Source organism: Williamsia sp. Y853 (genome assembly GCF_056786495.1).
On sequence record NZ_JBXCJC010000004.1, the window covers coordinates 51,617 to 73,847 of the forward strand.

Consider the following 22,231-nt stretch of genomic DNA (forward strand, 5'->3'; position numbering starts at 1 on the left):
TGCGTTGGCACAATCTTCCGAATCTGTTCCATTGCTGCTACCGTCAAGCTCATGACCGACGCAATCGACACGACGGCAGCCGAATCGGATGCCGACGATGCGCGCCCGGAGATTGTCGGCGCACCGCTGGGTCCCGGGTCGCTGACCTGGCGTTATTTCGGGGACAGTCGGGTGACGTTGCTGGGTCCGCGACCGGGTGTGCTCGAGAACATGCTGCCCGAACTCGGCCAGGCGGTCCTGGAACATTCGGTGTTCTTCGAGGACCCGTTTGCCCGCATCAAGCGCTCGCTGCCGGGTATCTACGGCACCGTCTATGCGCCAGAGGGTGACAGTGCCGGACCAACGGTTCGTGATTTCCACGTCGACATCAAGGGTGAGATGCCCGGTGGGGAGCGGTACCACGCGCTCAATCCCGAGACCTATTACTGGGCACATGCGACGTTTGTCGACATCGTCCTGGAGGCCACCGACCGCTTCATCAAGAAGCTCACCGACGCCGAGAAAGAGCAGATCTACGCCGAGTCGGTCACCTGGTATCGCCGTTACGGTGTCAGCGAACGGCCGGTCCCGGCGACGTATGCCGACTTCGTTGCGTACTGGGATCACATGGTCGACGAGGTACTCGTCCCGCACAAGACAGCGCGTTACGGCGTCGGTTTCGTCACCAAGGGCTACCCGCTGCCGCCCGGTATGAAACCCGTTGTCTGGAAGGTGATCTCGCCGATCGTCAATCCGTTTGCGGCATTCATCACCACCGGGGGTCTGCCGGAACGCTCACGCAGGCAGTTGAACCTGCCGTGGAGTGACCGCAAGGAACGCAACTACCGGCGGTTCTGTGCCGCCGTTCGGGCCATCGATCCGATCTATTCGAAGCTGCCCGCCACAGTCCGCTACAACAAGTTTGCGCTGAAGGGATTCGCCAGGGCAGGTGTACGGCCCTGAGGGGTGGCCGTTTCACTTAGCCGGCGCGGAGTTGTTGTCCGAGAACTGGGTTCGATACAGCTCGGAGTAACGCCCGCCACGCGCAAGCAGATCGAGGTGTGTGCCGCGTTCGACCACGCGGCCCTCTTCCAGGACGAGTATCTCGTCGGCCGCCCGGATGGTCGAGAGGCGGTGAGCGATCACCACTGATGTCCGGTCGGCGAGTGCTTCGCCCAGCGCTTCCTGCACAGCGGCTTCCGATGTGGAGTCGAGGTGGGCGGTCGCCTCGTCGAGGATCACCACGGACGGTTGTGCCAGGAGTAGTCGCGCGATGGTCAGGCGCTGACGCTCGCCGCCGGACAGGCGGTATCCCCGTTCTCCGACAACGGTGTCGAGACCGTCGGCCAGACTCGCCACCAGGCCGTCGAGTCGAGAGCGACGCAACGCGTCCCAGATGTCCTGCTCTGAGGCGTCGGGGCTGGCGAACAGCAGATTCTGGCGGACAGTTTCATGGAACAGGTGCCCGTCCTGGGTCACCAGTCCGATCGAGCGGTGCAGCGATCCGCTCTCGATATCGCGAATATCTGTGTCGCCCAGCCGGATCGAACCTCCGTCGACGTCGTACAGGCGGGTGGCCAACTGGGCGATCGTCGATTTACCTGCGCCGGAGCTGCCGACGAGTGCCACCATCTTGCCCGGTGGCACGGTGAACGACACATCGTGGATGACCTGGTCACCGCCGCGGGTGTCGAGGATCGCGACTTCTTCGAGTGAAGCCAACGAGACCTTGTCGGCCGATGGGTACGCGAAGCGCACGTTGTTGAAGGTCAGCGATTGCGGGCCCGAAGGTGCGGTCACCGCGTCGTCCTTGTCGGTGATCAGCGGCGGCAAGTCGAGGACCTCGAAGACGCGCTCGAAGCTGACCACGGCGCTCATGATCTCGACCCGGGCATTGGCGAGTGCGGTCAGCGGCGCGTACATCCGGGTCAGCAGCAAGGCCAACGAAACCACGGCGCCCGCGTCGAGATGACCGTTGACCGCGAGGTAGCCGCCCAGGCCGTAGACCAGGGCCAGCGCCAGGGCCGAGACCAGTGTCAGCGAGGTGACGAAGATGCTCTGGGCCAGTGAGCGGCGTACGCCGATGGCCCGCACCTTGTCTGCACGGGTGGAGAACTCGTCAGATTCGTGATCGGGGCGTCCGAACAACTTCACCAGGGTGGCGCCCGGAGCCGAGAACCGCTCGGTCATCTGGGTGGACATCAGGGAGTTGTACTCGGCGGCCTCCCGGGACAGTGCCTGCATCCGCTTGCCCATGCGCCGGGCCGGAACGACGAACAGTGGCAACAGGACCAATGTCAGCAGGGTGATCTGCCAGCTGATCGACATCATCACCGCGACGGTGAGCGTCAGCGTGACGATGTTGGACACCACCCCGGAGAGGGTGTCGGAGAACGCCCGCTGCGCGCCGATGACGTCGTTGTTGAGGCGGCTCACCAGGGCGCCGGTGCGGGTTCGGGTGAAGAACGCGACCGGCATCTTCTGAACGTGGTCGAACACGGCCCGGCGCAGGTCGTAGATCAGACCCTCGCCGATGGTGGACGACAGCCAGCTCACCACGAGCCCGGCCGCGGCCTCGGCGAGCGCGATCAGCGCGATCAGGACCGACAGCCACACCACGGTCGAGGCCATGCCGCCGTCGACGATGTGGTTCACCACCTGGCCGGCCAGGACCGGCGTCAGGACGGTCAGGATCGCGACCACCACACTGAGGATCATGAAGACGGTCAGCTTGCCGCGATGTGGCGAGGCAAACTCCATGATCCGGCGCACCGTGACGCCGCGGTTCCCCCGTTGCCTCTCTCTATCGAGGTCGGGCCCGTTCGCCGACCGGTACATCGTGTTCCAGGCAACCGATTCCATGCTCATGCCATCAACTGTAGAAGTTCAAGTTCGCTTGAAGTCAAACCGCAGATGAGGTGCGGTGCTGATCGGCCGATGAATGCTTCGGCCGGCGGGTTGTGGTCAACTGGAATCAACGGTGCACATAGTGATCAAGGGAGACACGGTGGTTTTGCGACTCGGGTACAAGGCTTCGGCGGAGCAGTTCAATCCTCGCGAGTTGGTCGAGATCGCGGTGGCCGCGGAAGAGCACGGCATGGATTCTGTCGCGGTGTCGGATCATTTTCAGCCGTGGCGTCATAACGGAGGCCATGCCCCGTTCTCGCTGGCCTGGATGGCTGCGGTGGGCGAGCGGACCAAACGGGTGCAGATCGGTACCTCGGTGATGACACCGACGTTCCGGTACAACCCGGCGGTGATCGCGCAGGCGTTCGCCTCGATGGCGTGCATGTACCCCGGCCGCATCATGCTCGGTGTCGGCACCGGTGAAGCGCTCAACGAATACGCCACCGGATTTCAGGGCGAGTGGCCCGAGTTCAAGGAACGGTTCGCGCGGTTGCGTGAGGCGGTCAAGTTGATGCGCGAGTTGTGGACCGGCGAAGAGGTCAACTTCGACGGCGAGTTCTACAAGACGCAGGGCGCGTACATGTACGACATTCCCGAGCAGCCGGTCCCGGTGTACATCGCGGCCGGTGGTCCGGTGGTGGCCCGTTATGCCGGTCGCAGCGGCGACGGCTTCATCTGCACCTCGGGCAAGGGCATGGAGCTCTACACCGAGAAGCTGATCCCGTCGGTCAAGGAAGGTGCCGAGAAAGCCGAGCGCAACTTCGAGGACATCGACCGGATGATCGAGATCAAGATCTCCTACGACCCCGATCCCGCGCTGGCTTTGGAAAACTGCCGCTTCTGGGCGCCGCTGTCGTTGACACCAGAACAGAAGCACAGCGTGAACTCGTCGACCGAGATGGAGCGCCTCGCCGACGAACTGCCGATCGAGCAAGTTGCCAAGCGCTGGATCGTCGCCTCCGATCCCGACGAAGCCGTCGAGAAGGTCAAGGCGTACACCGACGCGGGCCTCAACCACCTGGTGTTCCACGCTCCCGGACACGACCAGGCCCGATTCCTCACCAACTTCCAGAAGGATCTCGAACCCCGCCTACGCAAGCTGGGCTGACCCCCCCGGCCCTCCGATGATGTGGCCTTCTGGCGAACAAAACCCCAGGTGGGCGCCGCCAAGAGGCCACATCATCGGGGTTCACATGCGGGAGTAGCGTGCCATCGCAAAGCTGTAGAGCCCGTACGCGGCGATCCCGAATGCCGCTACGACCATCAAGAACTGGCCGAACAGCGCCTCGCCGAGGGTTTTGACCGCGCCGTCGATGCCGGTGGCCTTGGACGGATCCGACTTGATCGACGCGACGATCACGAGGATGCCGGCACCCACCAGGACCAGGCCCTTCGCGGTGTAACCGACGATCCCGAGTGGGGTGACCAGCTTGTTGTCGGTGACCTTGAGGTCGTCGAGGAAGTTCTTGGTCACGCCCTTGTAGACGTGATATCCGCCGACCGCGATGATGACCAGTCCGACCACGACGAGCAGTGTCTTGCCTGCCGTATTCTCCATCAACCGCGCCGACAGGCCCGCGTTCTGCTTGCCGCTCGATTGGCCGCTACCGCGGGCAAACTGCACCGCAGAGATGGCGAACCCGAAATAGACGACGGCCACACTGGCCGACTTCGCGCGGTCGAAGAGCCCGGAGACACCCGAGTCGCCGCTTCCGGGTTCGGTGGCGTGCGGACCTACGATTGTTTCCGCGATGCGCCACAGCGCCATCGCGACGAATGCCACGACGGCGATCCACAGCACCAGGGTGCCGCCGGGTTTGCCCGAGAATTGGGCGAGAGCGCCCGATTGGTCGGCACTACCGCCGGACCCGAAGGCCAGCCGGAGGATGATGTAGGCGATCAGCAGATGCAGGATCCCGCTGACGATGTGGCCGCCGCGCGCGGCCCGTTCGAACAGGTTGCTGTCGGTGGCTTTGTCCACTGCCTGGGTTATTTGGTTGTCGGCCATGAGACACCTCATCACATCCGGGTGTGCCGTGGGTCAGGCCGCCTCAGGAAGAGCGACGCGCTCGCGCAGGAGCTCGATGATCCGTTGCACGGCCGGGTTGCCGCGCACCGCCTGACGGGTGCGCACCGAAATGGTGCGCATCGGAGTCGGGTTGATCAGCGGTCGACTGACCACGCCCGGTGGCAATATGCCGGCACCCAGCGATGGCAGGACCGTGACACCGACACCGGCCGCGACAAAGCTGATCGCGGTCGGATAGTCGTGGGTCTCGATGTGAAAACCGGGACTGAAGCCCACCACCGAGCAGGCATCGAGGATCGCTTGCCTGCACGGCCCGCGGGAGACGTCGTTGTCGACCCACCGCTCGTCGCGCAAGGCGCCGAGGTCGACGTGTTCGCGTCGGGCGAGTGGGTGATCGTCACGCAGCACCACCACGTAGGGCTCGGCGAGTAGTTGTTGGACGTCGTAGCCGCGCAGCGACGTGGACGCGGCGCCGTCGACGTAGATCTCGACGTCCGGATCACCCGAGCTGTCGTGCGCCAACTCGATCAGCCGCAGTTCGACGCGCAGATTGGGGTACTCGCGGGTGAGGGTCGCGATGATCGGGGGTATCCAGGCGGCGCCTGCCGAAGAGAAGTAGCTCACGGACAGGCTGCCAACCCGGCCCGAGCGCAGATCGGCGACCAGGGATTCGAGTTCGGCAAGGCGCTCGAGAACCTTTGCGGCCTCGTCGGCGACCGTCAGCCCGACCGCAGTGGGTTTGATGCCGCGGCCGTCCTTCTCCATCAGGGTCAGGCCGGTCTCTTTCTGCAGCGCCGTCAGGTGCTGACTGATCGCGGACGGGGTGTACCCGAGTGCGGTGGCCGCTTCGTTGATCGAGCCGGCAGCCACCACGGCACGGAAGATTCGCAGGCGATGGACATCCAACATCCTCCCAATGTACAGCTGCACTGAAGTGACACCAAGGAAAAATTACTTGTGCTTATGGGTTGTGTGGGTGAAGGTGGAAGTCATGAAAGCAGGCAACTCGTGAAAGCCGCGCTGGCGAACAACCTGGCCGTGGTGGCGGCCGCGGTGACCGTCCTGCTCTGGGCATCGGCGTTTGTGGTCATCCGGTTTGTCGGGGAGACGTTGTCCCCGGGACCGATGACGGTGGCAAGGCTGGGTGTCGGCTCGGTTGTCCTGGTGATCATCGCGCTGCGCTACCGCCGCCCGCTTCCCCGGGGCAAGGGATTGGTGCTGGTCGTCGGCTACGGACTGGTGTGGTTCGCGGGTTACACGGTGTTGCTCAATTGGGCCGAGCAGCACCTCGACGCCGGGACCGCGGCGTTGCTGGTGAACTTCGCACCGATCCTGGTGGCGATGTTCGCCGGTCTGTTCTTGGGCGAGGGCTTTCCGAGGCAACTGGTGATCGGGATCCTGGTGGCATTTTCCGGGGTGCTCCTCATCGCACTCGGCGGGTCCGGTGGCAGTAACAACGACAAGCTCGGGATCATCCTGGGCCTGATCACCGCTGTGCTCTACGCGATCGGTGTGCTCATGCAGAAGGTGGCGCTGCGAACAGTCGATGCCATCACCGCGACCTGGGTCGGCTGCGTTGCCGGGCTCCTCGCCACCATCCCATTTGCTCCGCAGGCCGTCTCCGAGTTGTCGCAGGCCTCGGCCGGAGCGATCGCGGGAGTTGTCTTCCTGGGTGTGGGACCCACCGCCATCGCCTTCCTCACCTGGGCCTATGCGCTCTCGCGGACGGATGCGGGGAAGATGGCGGCCACCACGCTGGCGGTTCCGGCGATCGCGATCGTCCTGTCCTGGATCTTCCTCGGCGAGGTCCCGACGCTGCTCGGATTGGTCGGTGGCGCGATGGCACTGGCGGGTGTGGCAATCAGTCGCCGTCGCGGTCGAGCCGGTGCGCAATCGCCAGAACCTGTGGTCACCTCCTAATCTCAGGGGTATGGAACGAGATCGGATGGTCGACGTCGCCATCGCCGTCGTGGAGCGTTTCGGCGCAAGGGCGTTGAGCCTGACGTCTGTGGCACGGCACGCCGGTGTCGGCCGGGCGACCGCATACCGGATGTTCGGTGGCCGCGACGAGTTGGTGCAGGCGATCGTCGAACGCGAGGTCAAAAGCCTGGGTGATCTGATCGCGGGCTGGATCGCCTCGGAGACCGAGCCGGCCGCCAAGGTGTCGACGATGGTGGTCAACGTCCTCGCGTATATCAGGGAACACGAAGCGCTGCAATACATTCTGCGCAACGAGCCCGAAGAAATCATTGCCACGATCGTCGCCCGTGGGCCTGATCGTGACGCGGCCACCACCATCGTCGACATCATCGTGGCGAACAGTGTCGGAAATTTCACCGCCGAACCCGAATTGGAGGCCGCGCTCATCCCCGACGCGCGCCGGGCCACGGAGTTCATGGTCCGGGTTGTTTACTCCTACATGCTGATTCCCGGAAGTGCGATGTCAGATGAGGACATCGCGGAGATGGTGGTGCGCTCCACGGTCCGCGCGGTCGAGTGACGCGCGGCGGCCGGGTCTAGGCTGGTCGCATGGGCGCTTCAACGTCGAACAGCATCTATCTGGCATCGCCTGAAGGCGACACGGGCAAGTCGACAGTGGCGCTTGGGGTCTTGCATCTGCTGGCGGCCTCCGGTGGGCGGGTCGGGGTGTTCCGTCCCATTTCCCGGACGAACTCCGGTCGGCGCGATTACATCCTGGAACTGCTGATCGAGCACGATTCCAGCGATCTGAGCTACGAAGACTGTATCGGCGTGACCTATGAGGAGGTCCACGCCGATCCTGATGCCGCCCTCAGCGAGATCGTCAACAGGTTCCATGCGGTGGCGGAGCGTTGCGATTCGGTCCTGGTCGTCGGGTCCGACTACACCGATGTCGCGAGCCCATCGGAACTGAGCTTCAACGCGCGCATCGCAGCGAACCTGCAGACTCCGATGCTGTTGGCGCTCAAGGCGGCTTCCCGCACCGAGGATGAGGTGGTGTCCCTGGCCGAGCTGTGCCTGGCGGAGTTGTCGGCCAATCACGCGCAGGCCGTCGCGCTGATCGCCAACCGCTGCGAGCCGAATCGGTTGGGGGAGGTGAAGGCCGCACTCGAGCTGGCCACCGGGCTGCCCTGCTGGGCATTGCCGGAGGACCCGCTGCTGGTCGCTCCGACAGTTGCGGAGTTGATGTCTGAACTCGACGGCGAAATGTACAGTGGCGATCCGGAATTGCTCGGCCGGGAGGCAGTGCAGGTGATGGTCGGCGGGATGACCGTCGAGCACATCCTCGAACGTCTGACGGAAGGGATGGCCGTGATCACGCCTGCCGACCGGTCCGACGTGCTGCTCGCCCTGGTGGCCGCCAATTCGGCCGATGGTTTCCCGAAGCTCTCCGGCATCATCCTGAACGGCGGTCTCAAGCCCCACCCCAAGATCGCCGCTCTGGTCGAAGGCCTCAACTCCGCGCTACCTATTTTCTGCTGCGAACAGGGAACATACGAAACAGCAAGGGCTGCAGTAAATGCCCGCGCCCGGATGAAAGTCGATTCGGCCCGAAAGATCGACATAGCCTTGAACCTCATGGAAGCGCACGTGGACGCGGTCGCGATGCTGGAGAAGCTCCAGCTACCGATTCCAGAGGTCGTCACTCCGCAGATGTTCGAGTACCAGCTGATTTCGCGTGCCCGCAAGTTCCGCAAACGGATCGTCCTGCCCGAAGGTGGCGACGACCGGATCCTGCGCGCTGCCGGGCGCCTGCTGCGCAGGCAGGTGGCAGATCTGACGATCCTGGGCGACGAACGGGCGGTGCGTGATCGGGCGGCGGAGCTCGGGGTCGACCTGTCCGACGTGGTGGTGATCGATCCGACCACATCCGACCTGCTCGATGAGTTCAGTGCGGTCTATACCGAGCTGCGCAAACACAAGGGGATGGACACGCAGCGGGCCCGCACCATTGTCAAGGACGTGTCGTATTTCGGCACCCTGATGGTGCATCTCGGCTACGCCGACGGCATGGTATCCGGTGCGGTGCACACCACCGCCCACACGATCCGGCCTGCGTTCGAGATCATCAAGACGGCTCCGGGTATTTCGACGGTATCGAGTGTGTTCTTCATGTGCCTCGCCGATCATGTTCTGGCATACGGTGATTGCGCCGTGATCCCGGACCCGACCGCCGAACAGTTGGCCGACATCGCGATCTCGTCAGCGGCGACAGCGGCCCAGTTCGGGATCGAACCACGGGTGGCGCTGTTGTCGTATTCCACAGGCGAATCCGGCAGTGGCGCCGATGTGGAAAAGGTGCGCGAGGCCGCCCGCCTGGCCCGGCAGCGGGCGCCGGAACTGTTGATGGAAGGGCCGATTCAATACGACGCCGCGGTTGACCTCGCGGTTGCGAGTGCGAAGATGCCCGGTTCCGAGGTCGCGGGCCGGGCCACCGTGCTGGTGTTCCCCGATCTCAACACGGGTAACAACACATATAAGGCCGTGCAGCGCAGCGCCAATGCCGTGGCTGTCGGTCCGGTCTTGCAAGGGCTGCGTAAGCCGATCAACGATTTGTCGCGAGGTGCATTGGTGTCAGACATCGTCAACACGGTTGCGATCACCGCGATCCAGGCACAGGGGATCGCCGGTGAGTGAGCCCGATACCGTCCTGGTACTCAATGCCGGTTCCTCTTCGCTGAAGTATCAGCTGGTGCAGCCGGATTCGGGTTTCGTGGTGGCACATGGTGTGGTGGAACGCATCGGGGAGTCGCAGGGACGGGTGCTGCTTGTCCGTGGGGATGTCCGCAACGAATACGTCGGTGAAGTCATCGACCACCAAGACGGGCTGTCCAAGGCGTTCGCACTGTTCAAGTCCTCCGGGCATGACCTGGAATCCGAGGGCATCGCCGCGGTTGGCCACCGGGTGGTTCATGGTGGGCCGGACCTGTATCGGCCGACCGTGGTGGACGAGGATCTGATCGAGGCCATCAAGGGACTCGAAGACATGGCCCCGCTGCACAACCCGGTAAATCTTCTGGGAATCGAAGCCATCCGGAAGTTGCTGCCCGAGGTGCCCTCCGTGGTCGTGTTCGACACGGCGTTCTTCCACGGACTTCCCGAGCATGTCGCCACATATGCGATCGACCGGAAGTTGGCGCTCGAACACAACATCCGCAGGTACGGATTCCACGGCACATCACACGCGTACGTATCGTCGCGGACCGCCGAGTTCTTGGACGTCGAATTGGAAAGTATCAATCAGATTGTGCTGCATCTGGGTAACGGTGCATCTGCGTCTGCCATCGCGGGCGGCAAGCCGGTCGAGACGTCGATGGGATTGACCCCGCTCGAAGGTCTGGTGATGGGGACGCGAAGCGGTGACATCGACCCGGGCGTGGTGATGTACCTCAAACGCGCGGCGGGTCTGGATGTCGCTGACATCGACGCGGTGCTCAATCGTCGGTCGGGGTTGAAGGGTTTGTGTGGGGAGAACGACTTCCGTGTGATCACCCGATCAGTCGAGGAGGGCGACCCGGACGCGACACTTGCCTACAACGTCTATATTCACCGGTTGCGCAAGTACATCGGCGCCTACATGGTGACATTGGGCCGAACCGACACCATCGTGTTCACTGCGGGCGTTGGGGAGAACTCTGTCAATGTTCGTGCGGACGCCATGGCCGGGCTCGAAAACTTTGGCATCGTGCTCGATGCCGAACGCAATGCGGCCAGAAGTCGTGAGCCGAGGATCATTTCAACCGACGATTCCCCGGTCACCGTGCTCGTGGTGCCGACCAACGAAGAACTCGCCATAGCGCGGCAAGCAGTGGAGGCACTCTCATGATCGTTGAAGGCACGCAGGTCTCGCCGGAGTCACCATACGAGGTGACGCAGGCGGAGATCGACGAGGTGGTGGCGGTGATCGGTGGACCGCAGGCCACCTCCGGCGAAGCGCCGCCGAGCTTTGTCAATGTGGTCTTGGGTCCCGCGATCAAGATGTTCCTGACCATCGGTGACGTGCCGTTCATGGGTGTGGTCCACACGGCCGAAACGACGATCTACACAAGACCTTTGAGGGCGGGTGACGTGGTGAACACGAGCGTGACGGTGACGAACGTGCGGGCGAGGGCGGCGATCACGCAGTTCGAGATCGTCTCCATGGTCACCGACCCGGACGGGCACGAGATCGTACGGGTCAACTCGGCATTGATCTGCGAGACCGAGGCAGCCGAATGAGCGATCTCACGGTCGGGACCGAGTTGTTCAACGTGTCCGAGACGATCGACCAGCAGAGAATACGTGCCTACGCGCGGGCCTCGAAGGACAACAACCCAATCCACGTTGACGAAAAGGTTGCAGTCGCAGTCGGTTTGGCCGGTCCGGTGGCACACGGAATGTTGACGGTCGGGATCGGGGTCGGGCATGTGATGTGGTGGCTCGAAGACCAACCACATCGATTCCTCCGTTACGAGACCAGGTTCGTCAAACCCGTTGTGGTGCTGGACGACTTCCCCGCGGAACTCTCGGTATCAGGCGTGGTCGGTGCCGTGTCGGACGAGGAGATCCGGATCGACATCCAGATGAGGCTCAAAGAGACCGGCCAGTTGGTGCTGCGGCCGTTCCGGGTGTTCGTGGGCTGATCAGCGCGCTCAGAACAAGGTATGCGGCCGAACGAAGTTGGCAAGGTCGACGAGGCGGAAGCGTTGGGTGCGGTTGACCGTGCTGCGGGCGAGTCGGCGCAATGACTGTTCGCAGCCGACCCGCAGCCCGTGGTCGTTGAACGGATAGCCGAGGATGTCACCCCGCGCGGACGCGTCGGTGGGGGACTGGTCGGGGCGGCGATGGATCCAGCCGAGTGCGATACCCAGGACCAGGATCACCAGTCGTTGCTTGCGGGGCTCGGCATCCGACATGGACTCGAGTCGCCGTGCAGCCTCGCGTAATTGGTCTTCGGAGACCTCGGCGGGGTCGCGGCCGTGGACCAGGGTGAGGACCGAGGTGCAGTTGGCGGCGTTGTAGTGGCGGCTGGTGGGTGGCACATCGTCGAGCGCCTTGACGGCACCGGGGATGTCGCCCTTCGCAAACCGCATCCGCGCGAGGCCGAACGCGGCGGTGATGATGGCGCGGTCGGTCTGCCACAGCGTGCGGTAGTGGTGCAGCGCAACGTCGTGGTTGCCCATCAGTTCGGCGGTGGCGGCGACGGCGAGCTTGGGCGCAGCCTCACCGGGCATCGCGGAAAGGACGTCGTTGAAGCGTTCGTGCGCGGTCGGTACGTCGCCGATCAACAAGGTCCCCAGCCCGATGAACCAGTCCGTGCGCCAGGACTTTCCGTGGTGTTCGGTCGCGTCGTGCAGGAGATTGAGGGCGGTTTGCGCTTCGCCGAGCTCGAGGTACGCGCGGGCCTCGATCAGGTCGATCTCTCGGGATGGATGATCATCGGACGGGTCGGTGCCGATGACCGACGACAGGCCGCCTTCGCGCGCGCTGCGGATCGAGTCGAGTGTCTGGGTCGGCTCCGACAACACCGTCGAATTCAGTAGCCCGGCAGCCGGATCCGACTGGTCGACCAGTGGGACCGGAAGGGCTGCGACGATGTCGATCGTGTCCAGACTTCTTCTGGTGCGGACCGGTTCGAGGATGCCGTCCACCGGTGCGAGCATCATCTCGGTGCCGAAGGTTGTTCGCTGGGGACTGAAGACCGTCGACAACCCGGGCCGGGGTATCCCGGTGTGGGCTGCCACGGTCTCACGCAACACGTTGAGGAGCTGGCCGGCCATCTCGTCCGCGGAGGCGAATCGCTGGGTGGGATCGGGGTTCGTGGCGCGCTGCAACAGTCGATAGAATGACGGATTCTCTTGGAAAAGCGGCACATCCGCGGGGTCGGGAAGGCCGTCGAGGTAGCGGCCCTTCTCCATCGGCATGTCGACGGTGAGCACCGCCAGCGTGCGTCCGAGGCTGTAGATGTCGGACGCGACCTGCGGCCCGGTCTTGACGATCTCGGGTGCCTGGAATCCGGGGGTGCCGTAGAGGTGACCGTAACCGTTGATCCGGGAGACGGCACCGAGGTCGATCAGCTTGACGTCTTCGCTGCCGATCATGATGTTCTCGGGTTTGATGTCGTTGTACACCAGGCCGACCGAATGCAGATATGTGACGGCGGGCAGGACCTCGAGCAGGTACGCGATCGCCTGTTCCGGTGGCAGTTGCTTTCGGTGCGAACCGGATTCGTCCTCGGCGGACGTGATGTCCTTGAGCGTGCTACCGCCGATGTACTCCATCACGATGTAGCCGAAGGTGTTGTCGCCGACATCGGGATGCTCGACGAAGTTGTAGATCTTGACGATTCCGGGGTGTGAGACCGATGCCAGGAACTGGCGCTCTGCCAGCGCAACGGCCTGTGCCTGAGAGTCTTTCGAGTTCAGCAGTCCCTTGAGGACCACCGGCCGATCGGAGACGTTGTGGTCGATGGCCAGGTAGATCCAGCCGAGGCCGCCATAGGCGATGGCGCCGACGATCTCGTACTGATCTGCGACCATCGTCCCCTTGCTCAACCCCGGGACAAACGAGTAGCGGGCCCCGCAGTTGTTGCAGGTGCCGGTGAGCGGACCGCGGCCCTCACCCGACGACCTGCCAACCGGCCGACCGCACTTCCAGCACAACCGATTTGCCTCGGGGATGACGGCGTCGTCCATCACGGCGTCAAACGGTTCGATGTCGTGGATCCGCGGCACATCCACCAGGCCGCCGCCCATCCGCCTGCGACTACGAGAACTCCGGCTGGTGGGTACCAGGAGGTTCGGCTGGCTCGTGCTGCCGACCGGCGCGCGCAAGGTCGGCTCGGTGAAGTCCGTGTCAGTCCCTACGGCCTGCGTCGGGACTTCGGCGTGACGGACACCGGACGGCTCCGTACCCACCTCGAGATCCCTGAGGGTGGCAGCTTGCGTGCCGACCTCAGGGGTCTTGTCGGAGGAAGGATGATCAGTCAACGGATTCGCGTCCTAATCCCGGTACTCGGGTTGCGGTGGATAGTATTTCGGACCCAGGATCGAGAGCCACTTGTTGTAGATCTCGAACCAGGTGCCGTCGTTGCGGATCTGCTCGAGGATCCCGTTGGTGAACCGCACCATGTCCTCGTCGTTCTTGTTGATGCCGATCCCGTACGGTTCTTCGCCGAGGCTCTGGCCGACCACGTGGACGTATGGATCCTGGGCCGCCATCCCGGCGAGGATCGCGTCATCGGTCGAGACCGCATCCACCTGACCTTGCTGCAACATCACCAGGCAGTCCGCCCAGGAGGACACGGTGTCGACGATGGCATCGGGAACCCGTTGCTGGATGCGGGCGATCGAGGTGGTCCCGCGTGCGGCACAGACCCTTTTGCCTGCCAGGTCGGCAACACCGTTGATGCCGGAGCTCCGCATGGTCAGTATGCGCTGAGATGCTTCGTAGTACACCGTGGAGAAGGCGATCTCTTCGAGCCGGTCACAGGTGATGCTCATGGTCTTGACGACGATGTCGACCGATCCGTCTTTGAGCGCGCTGATCCGGTCGTCGGAGTTGAGGATCCGGAACTCGATTCGTTCGGGATCCCCGAAGATGCCGCGCGCGATCTCCTTGGCGATGTCGACATCGAATCCCTCGATGGTCCCGCTGACCGGATCGCGGAACGAGATCAGGTTCGAGCCGATGTCGAGGCCGACCTTGAGCCAGCCGCGTTTGTAGATGGCCTCCATGCTGCTGCCCGCCGGCATCTGTCCGGGCGTCGGAAGCGGTCCGGGAGCCAGGCTTGCGGTGGAGTCGCAGGATTCGGTGGCCGGTGGCGCTTCCACCGGAACATCGGTACTGACACCGGCCGGGCTGGGCCAGACCGCGGTGGCAGAAGGCGGATCATTCGGCGGTGCCGCGGCGTGCACGCACCCCGCGAGGAGGCTTGCACTCACCGCGATGACGGCGGCGGCCGCAGCCGGACGGAAAGTGCGTCGCGTGGTCATCGATACTCCCGAATCCGTGGTGCGATGCCGACCGCTGACGCGACGCCTGCGGCGATCCCCAGCAGCAGGATTCCCAGTCCGGCGTATCCGATCACAACCCGGGCGGTGTTGATGTCGTCGCGGAAGGTTTCCCGGGTGCGGGTGATGCCGTCGACCAGTGCGTCGTCCAGCGCGGTGTATGCGGCCGCCGAACCGTCCGGGTTGTCCCCGACGGCGATGGCGGTGGCGCCGTTGAAGTCGCCGGCGTTGGTGCGTTCGAGCATCGCTGCGTGGGCGTCGCGCCACAGTGCGAGGGCATCGAGGGCGTCGGTGACGGAGTCCTCTGCGACATCCTTGCTTTCGTCATCGAGATATTCGTTGAGTACCACGTCGATCTGGTTGGAGGCCTCGGTCCAACTCGCCTCGATGTCTTGCTGATCGCCGCGTCGGACAAGCGAGAGGGTTTCGTCCGATCGGGCCTGCTGGGTGAGGATCCGGGCCGAGGTGAGTTCACCGAGGGGAGCCGCACCGAGTTTTTCGGCATCGCTGGTTGCCTTCACCGACAACAGTCCGCCGATCAGCAACCACATCAATCCGATCACCAGGCATCCGATGGCCACGAGCAGTCCGATGTTGAAACGTCGTCGGCTGCGACGTGCGATGTAGAGATGGGTGGCGATCAGCGCGGCCAGGACGAGAGCGAGGGCGAAGTAGACACCCCACGGTGGGCTTGTGAAGTTGGTCCGCGCGTTGCCGATGGCCTCGAAGCGTTCGGTGTACAGACGTTCGGCTGCAGGCAGGATGGTCTCCTGCATCATGTTCGACGCCTCGCCCAGGTATGCCGATCCGACCGGATTGCCAAGGCGATTGTTGATCCGGGCCGACTCGATGAGGCCCGTGTAGACGGGGAGCTGTGTCGACAGGGTGGTCAGGTCCTGCCGGACCTGGGCATTGTCCATGGCGGTACCGCTGACGGACTCGATCATGGCGTTCGCGGCGGTCGCCACCGCGTCGTTGTAGCTCGCCCGAAGTGCGGCCGGTTCCAGGCCGCCGGAGATGAACGCGGTGTTGGCGGCGGCGTCGGCGATCGACAGTGAGCTGTAGAGCACCTGCGACGCCTCGGCCAGCGGTTCGGTCTCGTCGATCATCACTTCGAGTGTGCTGGTGCGCTGGTCGAGGGTGTCTGAGGCATACCAGCCGACCGTGACGCAGGAAATGATCAGGACCGCCATGATGATCATCAGTTTGCCGGGGCTGGTCTTGGCGAGTTCGCGCATGTTGGTGATGGGGTGCGGCGACCGCTCGCGCGTGAGATTCATCAGTTCGCGCCGGGTCAGCGGAGCCGGTCGGTCGGAGTAGGGCTTATCCGCACGCATGAACCGGGTACGCAAAGATGTTGCGTTGCCGCCGGTCACGCGGTCCCTTCTTCCTGGAGCTCGCCGGGTCGAACAGGTCGTGTCCTGATCGGAGTTTTTTTCGAACTGACTGCGACATTACTTCGATTGATCATGGACTTGTTGCAGTGCGACCCCGTGTCACTCGCTGGTTGCAAGTAGCGTGACTACCAACAAACGCGGGCTGGCGAGGAGGTTCTGGTGCGAGGCGACGGCGACGGATGGGTTTTCGACGCGGATGGATCGCGTTACTGGGGCCGTCACGGTGCCGCCGGACTATTACTCTTCACACTTAGTGAAGCGAGTGAAGCGCTGATTCTGTTACAGCATCGCGCGGTCTGGAGCCATCAGGGCGGGACGTGGGCACTGCCGGGCGGCGCCCGCGACTCCCACGAGAGCGCGGTGGACACCGCGGTGCGTGAGGCCGATGAAGAGGCCGGGATCGCCGATGCGGTACTGACCGTGCACACCGAGTTGGTGACACATCGGGCACCCAGCGGCTGGACCTACACCACCGTGATCGCAGAGGTTGCGAATCCGCTGGTCACCACGGCCAACGGTGAGTCGGTGGAACTGCGGTGGGTCAGCTCTGATCAGGTGAACGAATTGCCGCTGCATCCGGCGTTCGGGGCTAGCTGGCCCGATCTGAGGATCCAACTCGGCTCGATCGTCGGCGCGGCCGATACCGGCACCGTCAGCTGAGCCGGTTCGCCGCCGCGATCAGTGCGGCCAGCGCCGAGTCCTCACCGTTGGTGCCCGACCCCATCGACCAGGTCCGTCGACCGTCACGTTCGCAGCGCAGGAGTGTGGTGACACCCCCCGCGTGGTCGTACTGGTGGAGGTCGGCGATCTCGAGTCTGGCGCCGAGCTGATACAGCATGTCGGTGAGTGCGCCGATCGGTCCGGATGCGGTGGCGGCCAGCGCAGAGATCGAGTCGCCGTCGGCGATGGTCGCCTGACAGAACAGCAGGTCATCGGCGCCGCGGTCGGCAGTCCAGTTGCCAAGGCGGAGCGGACCCGAGGTGGGGGCGTAGGTGCTGGTGAAGGCGGACCAGCTCATACCTGCGGCTTCGGCACAGAGGGCCGATGGCAGCGGGCGTCCGAACCGGGCAGTGAAGTGGTCGCGATGCTGATGTTGTGAATCAGTGGAGATCAGAGTGTTCATGAGAGCGGGTCTTCCGGGAAAGAGGATGACCAGCGGATAGCGCAACGGCCCGCAGCGGGGGGCCGGTCGAATCAGACCCCGCTACGGCGGTGAACTACGAGAAGCTGCTTCATCATGATCTCCCCACCATAGCTCTCAGATTTTGATGGATGCAAGCAGATTGTCCTTCAAACGACGGGCAGCAGCCTCCGGGTCGGGCGCGGCCGTGATCGCCCGGACGACCACGATGCGTTGCGCGCCTGAGGCGATGACCTCGGGCAGTCGCTGCTCGTCGATGCCTCCGATTGCGAACCAGGGACGGGCCGGGGCGTGGCCCGCGGTGTCACGGACGAGGTCGAGCCCCGGTGCACTGCGACCGGGTTTGGTGGGTGTCGGCCAGCAGGGGCCGGTGCAGAAATAGTCGACCCCGGGTTCTGTTGCGGCGCTGCGTGCCTCGACGCTCGAGTGGGTGCTGCGTCCGATGATGACGTCGTCGCCGACGATTCGGCGCGCCGCTGCCACCGGCAGGTCGTCCTGGCCGAGGTGCAGGATGTCGGCGCCCGAGAGTGCAGCGATGTCGGCGCGGTCGTTGACCGAGAGCAATGCGCCGTGGCGGGCGGTGACCTCGGCCAGCTCGGCGAGGAGATCCAGCTCATGGGCGGCTTCGAGTGGTCCGAACTCGCGCTCGCCGGGTGAACCCTTGTCGCGGAGCTGGATGATGTCGACACCGCCGGCGAGTGCGCGGTCGGCGAACCGGGCGAGGTCACCGCGCTCGCGGCGGGCGTCGGTGCAGAGATAGAGCCGGGCAGCACTCAAACGAGCACGGGCAGGGGCCGATTGGTTGTGGGCAGTCACAGTCCCCGAATGTACCGGCGTACTCTGTTCGGCAGTACACACACGGGTGCTCGAGGGAATCGCTCGGGCTGAGACCGCAGGACACGAACCGTCCGCGAAACCGTTACACCTGATCCGGATAATGCCGGCGAAGGAAGGACGTGGGATGAAGACCCTCGGAATTGTCGGTGGCGGCGTCATCGGGCTGTCTTGCGCGCTTCGGGCCGCCGAAAGTGGCTGGCAAGTAACCATTTATGACCCCGACCGGGGTGATGCAGCATCGGCGGTTGCGGCCGGAATGCTCGGCATTGCCGGCGAGAGTCGCGTCGGTGAAGACACCTATCTCACCTTTGCCGAACGTGCGATGGCCCGATGGCCTGCGTTCTTGGACAGCCTCGGAGATCCCCGTGTGGTTGCGGCGCGCTCCAGCGTGATGGCCGGAGTGGACAGCGCCGACGTCGGCGAACTCGCGATGGCCGCCGACTGGCTCGGGCAACGTGGTCATCGGGTGCAACCGTTGACCGGTAACGAGATTCGTGAGCTCGAACCGGCGGTGTCGACGCGGGTACGCAGTGGTTTTCTGGCCAGTGGTGAGATGGCCGTGGACAACCGCCGGTTGTTGTCGGTGCTCACCGCGAGTGCGTCCACCCTCGGGGTGCGCTTCGTTCGTGACGAGGTCACCGACCTGGGCGGCCCACCGGACGATCAGCTGTTGCTGACCGCGGGCGTGGGATCGGCGAAACTCTTGCCTGGGTTGCCGGTGTACCCATCGAAGGGGGAGGTGCTCCGGCTCGGCTGGGCGCAGGGGGCGCTTTCACCCCCCAAACACGTTGTCCGAGGGCTGATCAACGGTCGTGCCGTCTACGTTGTGCCCCGATCCGACGGGGTGGTCGTGGGTGCCACCCAGTACGACGGCGATGCGGATCTGCAACCGGTGGTCGGCGGTGTGGCCGATCTGCTGGCGGACGCCATCGAGCTGATGCCGTCGTTGCGCGAATATCGCCTGTTCTCCGCCGATGCCGGGCTGCGTCCGCTGACGCCGGACGGACTCCCGATCATCGGCAGAATCGACGAACGCGTCTGTGTGGCCACCGGACACGGCCGCAACGGCATCCTGATGAGCGCTATCACCGCCGATCTGGTGGCGGACATGCTCGCGGGCAACACTATTGACGAACCGGCCATCGATCCAGGGAGATTCTCATGACAACCGACGTGGTCGTCAACGGCGTTGCCACCGCGCTTCCGGAAGGGATGACCGTGGTCGAACTGCTCGAACACCTCGATCTGCCGCGCACCGGCGTTGCCATCGCGATCGACGGGGTGGTGCGTCCGAAGTCCACCTGGCACACCGCACTCGGATCCTGCAGCAGCGTCGAGATCCTGACGGCGGTGCAAGGTGGATGATCCGCTGATCATCGGTGATCGCACACTGCACTCGCGGCTGATCACCGGCACCGGTGGCGCAGCGAATCTGGCTGTGCTCGAAGAGGCCCTGATCGCCTCGGGAACCGAACTGACGACCGTGGCGATGCGGCGTGTCGACTCCGCGGGCCGGACCGGTGTGCTGGACCTGTTGCGCCGCTTGAACATCGATGTCCTGCCCAATACGGCCGGCTGTCGGTCGGCCGCCGAAGCGGTGCTGACCGCTCAGCTCGCCCGCGAGGCCCTCGGGACCAATTGGGTGAAAGTCGAGGTCGTCGGCGATGACCGCACCCTGTTGCCAGACGGACCGGAACTGGTCGCGGCGACCACTGCGCTGGTCGACGACGGATTCGTGGTGTTGCCGTACAGCAACGACGATCCGATCCTGGCCCGGCGGCTCGAAGACGCGGGCGCCGCGGCCGTCATGCCGTTGGGGTCGCCGATCGGCACCGGACTCGGGATCATCAACCGGCACAACATCGAGATGATCGTGGCGTCGGCGCGGGTGCCGGTGATCCTCGACGCGGGTATCGGGACCGCCAGTGATGCGGCCTTGGCGATGGAGCTGGGATGTTCCGGAGTGCTGCTGGCCTCGGCGGTCACCCGTGCGGCAGACCCGCCGCGCATGGCCGCGGCGATGCAGGCCGCGGTCGTCGCCGGCCGGCTCGCGCATGGTGCGGGGCGTATTCCGAAGAGGTTCTGGGCGCAGGCGTCGTCGCCTCAGATCGATCGCTGATCACACCTGATCCCACGTCTGATTTGTCAGACTGAAGGATGATGCGGTTGACGACAGCTCGATGGCAGACTGTGAGCCATGATCAGTGTTCAGGGATTGACAAAGGTCTACGGCCAGAATCAGGTGGTCAGTAACCTCACCTTCGATGTGAAGCCCGGTCTGGTGACCGGATTCCTCGGACCGAACGGTGCAGGTAAGTCGACGACGATGCGCATGATTCTCGGTCTGGACCGGCCCACCGCCGGAACGGCAACCATCAACGGGAAGCTGTACCGCGACCTGAAGAATCCGTTGACGCAGGTCGGGGCCCTTCTCGACGCAAAGTGGGTGCATCCGAACCGATCGGCTCGCAACCACTTGCGGTGGATGGCGGCAGCGAACGGCATACCTCTTCACCGCGTCGACCAGGTCCTCGCCGATGTCGGCCTGACCGAGGTGGCGGGCAAGAAAGCAGGCGGCTTCTCGCTGGGTATGTCGCAGCGTCTTGGCCTTGCCGCCGCACTGCTCGGCGATCCCGGGGTCCTGCTCTTCGACGAACCGGTGAACGGACTCGATCCGGAGGGCATCGTCTGGATTCGAAAGTTCATGCGCGCCTTGGCTGACCAGGGGCGTACTGTGTTGGTCTCCAGTCATCTGCTCACCGAGATGGCGCTGACGGCAGAGCATCTGATCGTCATCGGCCGCGGACAGTTGATCGCCGACTCATCGGTGAAGGATTTCACCGGTGGGGCGATGGTCACCGTACGTGTGCGGAGCCCTCGGCTCGCCGAACTCCAATCGGCCTTGGCGGCAGCCGGACTGCGGTCCGTGCCGGTCGCCGATGAAGGCTCGGGGCCGGCACTGAACCTGGAGAACGTCACCACCGATCAGATCGGTGACGTCGCTGCAGCCAGCGGGATCGGCCTGCATGAACTCTCCAGTACAACTGCGTCGCTCGAGGAAGTGTTCATGTCGATGACGGCCGGTGCCGTCGAGTACCACGGCAACGAATCGATGGCGACCAGTGCACAGCAACCGCCACCGGGGTGGCAGTCGAATCAGCCACCGCAGAAGACGTGGAATCAGCAGAACGTGAACCAGTACGGAGGGGGCAACTGATGCTGACACATTCAATTGCAGCTGAACGCATCAAACTACTCACCACCAAGTCGCCGTACTGGTGTGTCGGCATCGTGATCGTGCTGGGCCTCGGCATGGCCATACTGTTCGGCCTGGTCGACGACGGAGGGACCAGCAGCGACAGTCTTGACGCCTCAGACTTTCTGTTCGGGGTGAGCGGTTTCGGTGTTGTCGTCCTGATGATCATGGCCGTATTGGCGGTGACGAGTGAATATCGCTTCGGCACGATCCGAACCACTTTTCAGGCCATCCCGAATCGGCACAACGTGTTGTTCGCCAAAGCTGTTGTCTACGGGGGTCTGGCCGCCGGCATCACATTTGTGCTCGCTGTGTTGGCGATCGTGCTGGGTAAATCGTTGTCCGGCAGTGACTTCGATCTGCTCGGATCCGATGCGGTACGGATGTACTGGGGAGTACCGGTCTATGCGTTCTTCTCGGCGCTGATCGCACTGGGCCTGGGTGCGATGATCCGGCAGACAGCCGGTGCGATCGTCATCCTGCTGGTATGGATGCTGGTGCTGGAGAACGTGCTCGCGTCGATCCCGAAGGTACAAGACTGGATTGGGCCGTTCCTGCCGTTCGTCAACGGCGACCACTTCCTCTATGGCGGCGGCAACGGGTCGAGCGTCGATTTCCACTGGAATGAATACGGTTCGCTCGTTTACTACATCGTGTTTGCCGCGGTGGTCTTCGGTGCCGCGATCTATGTCACCGACCGTCGCGACGCCTGAG

At 64.0% G+C, this 22,231-nt stretch carries 22 protein-coding genes and 1 riboswitch; of the genes, 14 read left to right on the forward strand and 8 right to left on the reverse strand.

What is annotated here, in order from left to right; translation table 11 throughout:
* Nucleotides 1-51 precede the first annotated feature (51 nt).
* On the forward strand, nt 52-942 hold the full coding sequence (locus AC1TPF_RS20740) for an oxygenase MpaB family protein (RefSeq protein ID WP_482145186.1): 891 nt from the start codon (nt 52-54) through the stop codon (nt 940-942).
* Between the two features lie 12 nt (nt 943-954).
* On the opposite strand, the gene AC1TPF_RS20745 is transcribed toward AC1TPF_RS20740, so the two are convergent.
* On the reverse strand, nt 955-2,847 hold the full coding sequence (locus AC1TPF_RS20745; RefSeq protein ID WP_482141284.1) for an ABC transporter ATP-binding protein: 1,893 nt from the start codon (nt 2,845-2,847) through the stop codon (nt 955-957).
* Between the two features lie 139 nt (nt 2,848-2,986).
* Here AC1TPF_RS20745 and fgd point away from each other — a divergent pair, with 139 nt between their 5' ends.
* Nucleotides 2,987-3,994 (forward strand): glucose-6-phosphate dehydrogenase (coenzyme-F420), encoded by a 1,008-nt coding sequence (gene fgd / locus AC1TPF_RS20750; RefSeq protein ID WP_482141282.1) that lies wholly within the window; start codon nt 2,987-2,989, stop codon nt 3,992-3,994.
* 81 nt (nt 3,995-4,075) lie between these two features.
* On the opposite strand, the gene AC1TPF_RS20755 is transcribed toward fgd, so the two are convergent.
* Both AC1TPF_RS20755 and AC1TPF_RS20760 read right to left on the reverse strand, forming a co-directional pair.
* Nucleotides 4,076-4,894, reverse strand: a complete 819-nt coding sequence (locus AC1TPF_RS20755) for a DUF1206 domain-containing protein (protein WP_482145187.1) — start codon at nt 4,892-4,894, stop codon at nt 4,076-4,078.
* Nucleotides 4,895-4,927: 33 nt separating this feature from the next.
* Nucleotides 4,928-5,824, reverse strand: coding sequence for a LysR family transcriptional regulator (locus AC1TPF_RS20760; RefSeq protein WP_482141278.1), 897 nt, complete (start codon nt 5,822-5,824; stop codon nt 4,928-4,930).
* 54 nt (nt 5,825-5,878) lie between these two features.
* On the opposite strand from AC1TPF_RS20760, the gene AC1TPF_RS20765 reads away from it, so the two are divergent.
* The 6 genes from AC1TPF_RS20765 to AC1TPF_RS20790 are packed head-to-tail and all read left to right on the forward strand — an operon-like array spanning nt 5,879 to nt 11,517.
* Nucleotides 5,879-6,835: a DMT family transporter gene (locus tag AC1TPF_RS20765; RefSeq protein ID WP_482145549.1), complete on the forward strand. Its 957-nt coding sequence runs from the start codon at nt 5,879-5,881 to the stop codon at nt 6,833-6,835.
* A 10-nt stretch (nt 6,836-6,845) separates the two neighbouring features.
* Entirely contained in the window at nt 6,846-7,415 is a 570-nt protein-coding gene (locus AC1TPF_RS20770) for a TetR/AcrR family transcriptional regulator (protein WP_482141276.1), read from the forward strand.
* A 29-nt stretch (nt 7,416-7,444) separates the two neighbouring features.
* Nucleotides 7,445-9,532: a phosphate acetyltransferase gene (gene pta, locus AC1TPF_RS20775; protein ID WP_482141274.1), complete on the forward strand. Its 2,088-nt coding sequence runs from the start codon at nt 7,445-7,447 to the stop codon at nt 9,530-9,532.
* The gene (locus tag AC1TPF_RS20780) at nt 9,525-10,721 is read left to right on the forward strand and encodes an acetate kinase (protein ID WP_482141272.1); all 1,197 of its coding nucleotides are present in this window, start codon (nt 9,525-9,527) and stop codon (nt 10,719-10,721) included. The genes pta and AC1TPF_RS20780 overlap by 8 nt, the downstream gene beginning before the upstream one ends.
* Nucleotides 10,718-11,113 carry an FAS1-like dehydratase domain-containing protein gene (locus AC1TPF_RS20785; protein WP_482145188.1) on the forward strand — a complete coding sequence of 132 codons (396 nt, stop codon included), beginning with the start codon at nt 10,718-10,720 and terminating at the stop codon, nt 11,111-11,113. Before AC1TPF_RS20780 ends, AC1TPF_RS20785 begins: the two co-directional genes overlap by 4 nt.
* Entirely contained in the window at nt 11,110-11,517 is a 408-nt protein-coding gene (locus AC1TPF_RS20790; protein WP_482145189.1) for a MaoC/PaaZ C-terminal domain-containing protein, read from the forward strand. The genes AC1TPF_RS20785 and AC1TPF_RS20790 overlap by 4 nt, the downstream gene beginning before the upstream one ends.
* Nucleotides 11,518-11,526: 9 nt before the next feature.
* Here the strand turns inward: AC1TPF_RS20790 and AC1TPF_RS20795 are convergent, their stop codons facing one another.
* From AC1TPF_RS20795 to AC1TPF_RS20805, 3 genes are read right to left on the reverse strand one after another with little or no spacing between them, the layout of a single operon-like run.
* Nucleotides 11,527-13,863, reverse strand: coding sequence for a serine/threonine-protein kinase (locus tag AC1TPF_RS20795; RefSeq protein WP_482145190.1), 2,337 nt, complete (start codon nt 13,861-13,863; stop codon nt 11,527-11,529).
* 12 nt (nt 13,864-13,875) lie between these two features.
* Complete coding sequence (locus AC1TPF_RS20800) at nt 13,876-14,868, reverse strand: glutamate ABC transporter substrate-binding protein (RefSeq protein ID WP_482141264.1); 993 nt, start codon at nt 14,866-14,868, stop codon at nt 13,876-13,878.
* Nucleotides 14,865-16,223 carry an MCP four helix bundle domain-containing protein gene (locus AC1TPF_RS20805; protein ID WP_482141483.1) on the reverse strand — a complete coding sequence of 453 codons (1,359 nt, stop codon included), beginning with the start codon at nt 16,221-16,223 and terminating at the stop codon, nt 14,865-14,867. The genes AC1TPF_RS20800 and AC1TPF_RS20805 overlap by 4 nt, the downstream gene beginning before the upstream one ends.
* Before the next feature lie 219 nt (nt 16,224-16,442).
* Between AC1TPF_RS20805 and AC1TPF_RS20810 the strand changes: the two genes are divergently transcribed.
* Nucleotides 16,443-16,943, forward strand: coding sequence for an NUDIX hydrolase (locus AC1TPF_RS20810; RefSeq protein WP_482141262.1), 501 nt, complete (start codon nt 16,443-16,445; stop codon nt 16,941-16,943).
* Here the strand turns inward: AC1TPF_RS20810 and AC1TPF_RS20815 are convergent.
* Together AC1TPF_RS20815 and thiE are read right to left on the reverse strand one after the other, a co-directional pair.
* Nucleotides 16,936-17,406 carry a 2-isopropylmalate synthase gene (locus AC1TPF_RS20815; RefSeq protein WP_482145191.1) on the reverse strand — a complete coding sequence of 157 codons (471 nt, stop codon included), beginning with the start codon at nt 17,404-17,406 and terminating at the stop codon, nt 16,936-16,938. The two genes, AC1TPF_RS20810 and AC1TPF_RS20815, sit on opposite strands and share 8 nt — an antisense overlap.
* A gap of 135 nt (nt 17,407-17,541) precedes the next feature.
* Nucleotides 17,542-18,240, reverse strand: a complete 699-nt coding sequence (thiE, locus tag AC1TPF_RS20820) for a thiamine phosphate synthase (protein ID WP_482145192.1) — start codon at nt 18,238-18,240, stop codon at nt 17,542-17,544.
* Nucleotides 18,241-18,272: 32 nt separating this feature from the next.
* Nucleotides 18,273-18,395, forward strand: a riboswitch (TPP riboswitch).
* On the opposite strand from thiE, the gene thiO reads away from it, so the two are divergent.
* The 5 genes from thiO to AC1TPF_RS20845 all read left to right on the forward strand — a co-directional run bounded on the left by thiO (nt 18,386) and on the right by AC1TPF_RS20845 (nt 22,230).
* Nucleotides 18,386-19,426: a glycine oxidase ThiO gene (thiO, locus tag AC1TPF_RS20825; protein ID WP_482145193.1), complete on the forward strand. Its 1,041-nt coding sequence runs from the start codon at nt 18,386-18,388 to the stop codon at nt 19,424-19,426. (Overlaps the previous riboswitch by 10 nt.)
* Nucleotides 19,423-19,626 carry a sulfur carrier protein ThiS gene (thiS, locus tag AC1TPF_RS20830; protein ID WP_482141255.1) on the forward strand — a complete coding sequence of 68 codons (204 nt, stop codon included), beginning with the start codon at nt 19,423-19,425 and terminating at the stop codon, nt 19,624-19,626. Before thiO ends, thiS begins: the two co-directional genes overlap by 4 nt.
* Entirely contained in the window at nt 19,619-20,380 is a 762-nt protein-coding gene (thiG, locus tag AC1TPF_RS20835) for a thiazole synthase (RefSeq protein WP_482141253.1), read from the forward strand. The genes thiS and thiG overlap by 8 nt, the downstream gene beginning before the upstream one ends.
* Nucleotides 20,381-20,458: 78 nt before the next feature.
* Nucleotides 20,459-21,478 (forward strand): ABC transporter ATP-binding protein, encoded by a 1,020-nt coding sequence (locus AC1TPF_RS20840; RefSeq protein ID WP_482145194.1) that lies wholly within the window; start codon nt 20,459-20,461, stop codon nt 21,476-21,478.
* Nucleotides 21,478-22,230, forward strand: a complete 753-nt coding sequence (locus tag AC1TPF_RS20845) for an ABC transporter permease (protein ID WP_482145195.1) — start codon at nt 21,478-21,480, stop codon at nt 22,228-22,230. The genes AC1TPF_RS20840 and AC1TPF_RS20845 overlap by 1 nt, the downstream gene beginning before the upstream one ends.
* Nucleotide 22,231 lies beyond the last annotated feature (1 nt).

Coding starts and splice junctions, on each gene's coding strand:
- AC1TPF_RS20740 (WP_482145186.1), top strand. CDS start 52: ATGACCGACGCAATCGACACGACGGCAGCCGAATCGGATGCCGACGAT.
- AC1TPF_RS20745 (WP_482141284.1), bottom strand. CDS start 2,847: ATGAGCATGGAATCGGTTGCCTGGAACACGATGTACCGGTCGGCGAAC.
- AC1TPF_RS20755 (WP_482145187.1), bottom strand. CDS start 4,894: ATGGCCGACAACCAAATAACCCAGGCAGTGGACAAAGCCACCGACAGC.
- AC1TPF_RS20760 (WP_482141278.1), bottom strand. CDS start 5,824: ATGTTGGATGTCCATCGCCTGCGAATCTTCCGTGCCGTGGTGGCTGCC.
- AC1TPF_RS20765 (WP_482145549.1), top strand. CDS start 5,879: ATGGGTTGTGTGGGTGAAGGTGGAAGTCATGAAAGCAGGCAACTCGTG.
- AC1TPF_RS20770 (WP_482141276.1), top strand. CDS start 6,846: ATGGAACGAGATCGGATGGTCGACGTCGCCATCGCCGTCGTGGAGCGT.
- pta (WP_482141274.1), top strand. CDS start 7,445: ATGGGCGCTTCAACGTCGAACAGCATCTATCTGGCATCGCCTGAAGGC.
- AC1TPF_RS20785 (WP_482145188.1), top strand. CDS start 10,718: ATGATCGTTGAAGGCACGCAGGTCTCGCCGGAGTCACCATACGAGGTG.
- AC1TPF_RS20790 (WP_482145189.1), top strand. CDS start 11,110: ATGAGCGATCTCACGGTCGGGACCGAGTTGTTCAACGTGTCCGAGACG.
- AC1TPF_RS20800 (WP_482141264.1), bottom strand. CDS start 14,868: ATGACCACGCGACGCACTTTCCGTCCGGCTGCGGCCGCCGCCGTCATC.
- AC1TPF_RS20805 (WP_482141483.1), bottom strand. CDS start 16,223: ATGCGTGCGGATAAGCCCTACTCCGACCGACCGGCTCCGCTGACCCGG.
- AC1TPF_RS20815 (WP_482145191.1), bottom strand. CDS start 17,406: ATGAACACTCTGATCTCCACTGATTCACAACATCAGCATCGCGACCAC.
- thiO (WP_482145193.1), top strand. CDS start 18,386: ATGAAGACCCTCGGAATTGTCGGTGGCGGCGTCATCGGGCTGTCTTGC.
- thiS (WP_482141255.1), top strand. CDS start 19,423: ATGACAACCGACGTGGTCGTCAACGGCGTTGCCACCGCGCTTCCGGAA.
- AC1TPF_RS20840 (WP_482145194.1), top strand. CDS start 20,459: ATGATCAGTGTTCAGGGATTGACAAAGGTCTACGGCCAGAATCAGGTG.
- AC1TPF_RS20845 (WP_482145195.1), top strand. CDS start 21,478: ATGCTGACACATTCAATTGCAGCTGAACGCATCAAACTACTCACCACC.